Annotated in this window: 6 protein-coding genes; all 6 read left to right on the plus strand. The window is 43.2% G+C overall.

Annotation, left to right across the window (positions count from 1 at the left end; all coding sequences use genetic code 11):
* Positions 1-54 precede the first annotated feature (54 nt).
* The 6 genes from AC5V8P_RS24655 to AC5V8P_RS24680 all read left to right on the plus strand — a co-directional run bounded on the left by AC5V8P_RS24655 (position 55) and on the right by AC5V8P_RS24680 (position 2,969).
* Complete coding sequence (locus AC5V8P_RS24655; protein WP_064797970.1) at positions 55-432, plus strand: DivIVA domain-containing protein; 378 nt, start codon at positions 55-57, stop codon at positions 430-432.
* Between the two features lie 97 nt (positions 433-529).
* Positions 530-964 (plus strand): Rrf2 family transcriptional regulator, encoded by a 435-nt coding sequence (locus AC5V8P_RS24660; protein ID WP_058710495.1) that lies wholly within the window; start codon positions 530-532, stop codon positions 962-964.
* 24 nt (positions 965-988) lie between these two features.
* Positions 989-1,489, plus strand: coding sequence for a metallophosphoesterase family protein (locus AC5V8P_RS24665; protein WP_063208726.1), 501 nt, complete (start codon positions 989-991; stop codon positions 1,487-1,489).
* A gap of 36 nt (positions 1,490-1,525) precedes the next feature.
* Positions 1,526-1,852, plus strand: a complete 327-nt coding sequence (locus tag AC5V8P_RS24670; protein ID WP_064797969.1) for a (2Fe-2S) ferredoxin domain-containing protein — start codon at positions 1,526-1,528, stop codon at positions 1,850-1,852.
* 129 nt (positions 1,853-1,981) lie between these two features.
* Positions 1,982-2,260, plus strand: a complete 279-nt coding sequence (locus tag AC5V8P_RS24675) for a YczO family protein (RefSeq protein ID WP_063208722.1) — start codon at positions 1,982-1,984, stop codon at positions 2,258-2,260.
* Positions 2,261-2,366: 106 nt separating this feature from the next.
* Positions 2,367-2,969, plus strand: a complete 603-nt coding sequence (locus tag AC5V8P_RS24680) for a nitroreductase family protein (protein ID WP_064797968.1) — start codon at positions 2,367-2,369, stop codon at positions 2,967-2,969.
* Positions 2,970-3,192 lie beyond the last annotated feature (223 nt).

Below are 3,192 nucleotides of genomic sequence, written 5' to 3' on the forward strand. Positions count from 1 at the left end.
TTCCCAGCCTAGAATGTGATATAAAAAGAATAGTGTGTTAAGGAGGGAAAACCGATGGATGAACATATGAAGCGTCGTCTGGATAAGCAAAAGCAGTTGTTTAAACAACTGGGCATTCAGCTGGACGCGCTCTCCATTCATGAGAAACAGTTTAAAAATAAAATGCGTGGCTATGATCCAGACGAGGTAGATGCCTTTCTGGATGAAGTGATCAAGGATTACGAACGCTTTTATGCGAATATAGCCGACCTGATGGACAAGTGGCAGGAGCAGCAGGCAACCATACGTGATTTGAAAAATGCACCCAAGCCTGCCGCCGACTTTAATGCACTTGACCGTCGTCAACTGGAAGATATCATCAAGCAGCTAGAATATAGTGTGCGCCAATTAAAAGTGCGAGTACGCCCTGAAAATGACTTTTTTCCCGAGTAAGGAGTAGTAAGCACTGTGTCGCTGACCCTAATGTGGTATGATGTAAACATGCATTTTACCAAATATTTAATGAGGCACACATATAAAGGTGGTTAACATGAGTACCCATTTTTCCGTTAGTATCCATTGTCTGCTTCTTCTGGCTGAAGGAGCACCCGAGCGAATGACTTCGTCACTTATTGCTTCCAGCATTAATACCAATCCGGTAGTTGTGAGAAGAATTATGAGCCGGCTCAAGCAAGCGGGTCTGGTGGATTCGTCGCCAGGAGCGCGCGGCTTTCGTCTAAGCATGTCAAGTTCCAACATCAATCTGAAAATGATCTATGAAGCAACCAAGGATGAAGGTCCGCTGTTCGCCATTCATACCGACAGCAACTGTAATTGCGAGGTTGGCAGGAACATAGACGCTTTGTTGGATGGTTTATACACCGTGGCAGAGCAGAAAATACAGGCGTTTTTCGAGACCGTTACGTTGCGTGATCTGGAGCAGGCTCTCAAGCAGCGGGTTGGGCAACAAAGTTCATCCGTGTAATGACGCCGGTAAGGAGAAATTGATATGAAAATCATCGTACTTTCAGACACTCATATGCCGCATAGAAGCAAAACGCTGCCTAGTCGGCTTGTACAGGAGCTAAAGGGCAGTGACCTTATTCTCCACGCCGGAGATTGGACGGATTGGTTCGTCTATGAATGTCTAGCTGAATTTGCGCCTGTGCAAGGCATAGCTGGAAACAATGATGGAACCGACATCGTGGAGCGTCTAGGTTATCAACGAATCGTTGAAGCCCAAGGCAAGCGAATCGGCATGGTTCATGGTCATGGCTGGCGCGGCTCGACAGAAAATATCGCGTTAAACACGTTTAAGGGAGAAACACTGGATTGCCTGATTTATGGACATTCCCATATTCCTGTGGTCAAAAAGATAGATCATCTGCTTGTCCTTAACCCCGGGTCTCCGACGGACAAACGCGGTGAAGACGAATATTCATTTATCGTGCTGACGATTGAAGGCGGGCGGATGGAAGCACAGCTTGTTCTTTATCCAGATAAACGTTAATTTAAAAACCAACAACTGTTGATTAAAGGGGAAGCTATGGCTATTTTTGATTTAGAACCGATGAAGCATCATGTACTGATCTGCAATGGAGGGACATGTCTGCGACATGAGGGTGAAGAAGTTACCCAAGCAATTCGGGATGAAATTCGTAAACAACAAGCAGAAGCATATATTCACACAACCAGAACTCGTTGTAATGGGCGCTGCCATGATGCGGCCGTTGTAATCGTATATCCGCAAGGGGACTGGTATGGTCAAATGACTCCGGCCTCAGGTACAGAGTTGGTGCAGAAGCTCGTAGCGGGAGAGAAGCTGGAGCCTCATCTTTTTCATGAGTGTACACGTAAATCCAGCTCGGAATAATCCAGTTAACTATTAATAAAGAACATGAGTAGAGAAAATCTTTCGGAGATTTTCTCTTTTTTGCGTTTAATCCCCGATTTGAAAGGTAAAAGTATACTGTGAACACAATCCGATAGGGAGGGAAGAAAGATGACCCCATTTGAAGATAATTTACACGGTAAGAATGAGCAAAAAGACCAGACGGGGAGAGAAACGACGGAATCTAAACATCAGAATCAGCCGATTAATCGTGATCATGCGGAGCAGTATCCAACAGATCAGGAAAGCTTATTCGACAGGTTTGAAATTGAGCAGACAGTAGATGCCATTCCCGTAGAGGATTTAAAGATGGAAAGACAGGAGGAGAGAGACAAGGATGTAACCAAGCACACCTCTTCCAGTGAGAAAAAATATAATGGCAACGTATAATTTTCAACTAACTGGTAATATTTAAAAAGAAATCTCTTGACTTTAAGATATGTGCGATGTATATTAAGTTACGAAAAGTAATTAATTTTTCTCAGGAGGTAACAAAATGACTAAAGACTTCTTCACAGCGCTAAAAGACAGACGCTCCTATTATGGCATTAGCAAAGAACATGTAATTTCTGACCAACGAATTCAAGAGATTGTAGAGGAAGCTGTGAAGTATACACCTACTTCTTTCAACTCCCAAACTTCACGCGCTGTAGTGTTGCTCGGAGAGCATCATGACAAACTGTGGAATATTACAGAAGATATTTTGCGGGAAGTGGTAGGCAATGAAGAACAATTCAAATCTACTGCTGAGAAAATGAATGGTTTCCGCAGCGGTTACGGAACAGTGTTGTTTTTTGAAGACAACAACGTGATCGCTGGTCTGCAACAACAATTTGAAGCATATGCGGACAATTTCCCAATCTGGGCCAATCAATCTAACGGTATGTTGCAATTGGTGGTATGGACGGCTCTGGAGCAAGAAGGACTCGGTGCGTCCCTTCAGCATTACAACCCACTGATCGATGAAAAAGTGAAAAACGAATGGAACATCCCTGAGCATTGGAAACTGATTGCTGAAATGCCATTTGGTAAACCGACCTTCCAACCAGGCGACAAGGAATTCCAACCTATTGAAGAACGCGTAAAAACATTTAAATAATGATTACAATAGTATAATGAGTCAGATTCCATCTGAGAACAGCACTGCGGATAATCCACAGTGCTGTTTGCCATTCCATTTTTTAAGGAATGTGACCTTTTTGACCATCGGGAACAAGGTTAATTCATCTGTAAATGGGTGATATTATGTTTGAAATTGGATGAGAAGTTTACATAAGTGTGATTGCTTTTTTGTAGATGTTTATTTGCGCGTATTTGAAGGA

This window comes from Paenibacillus sp. N119s, from assembly GCF_059447605.1.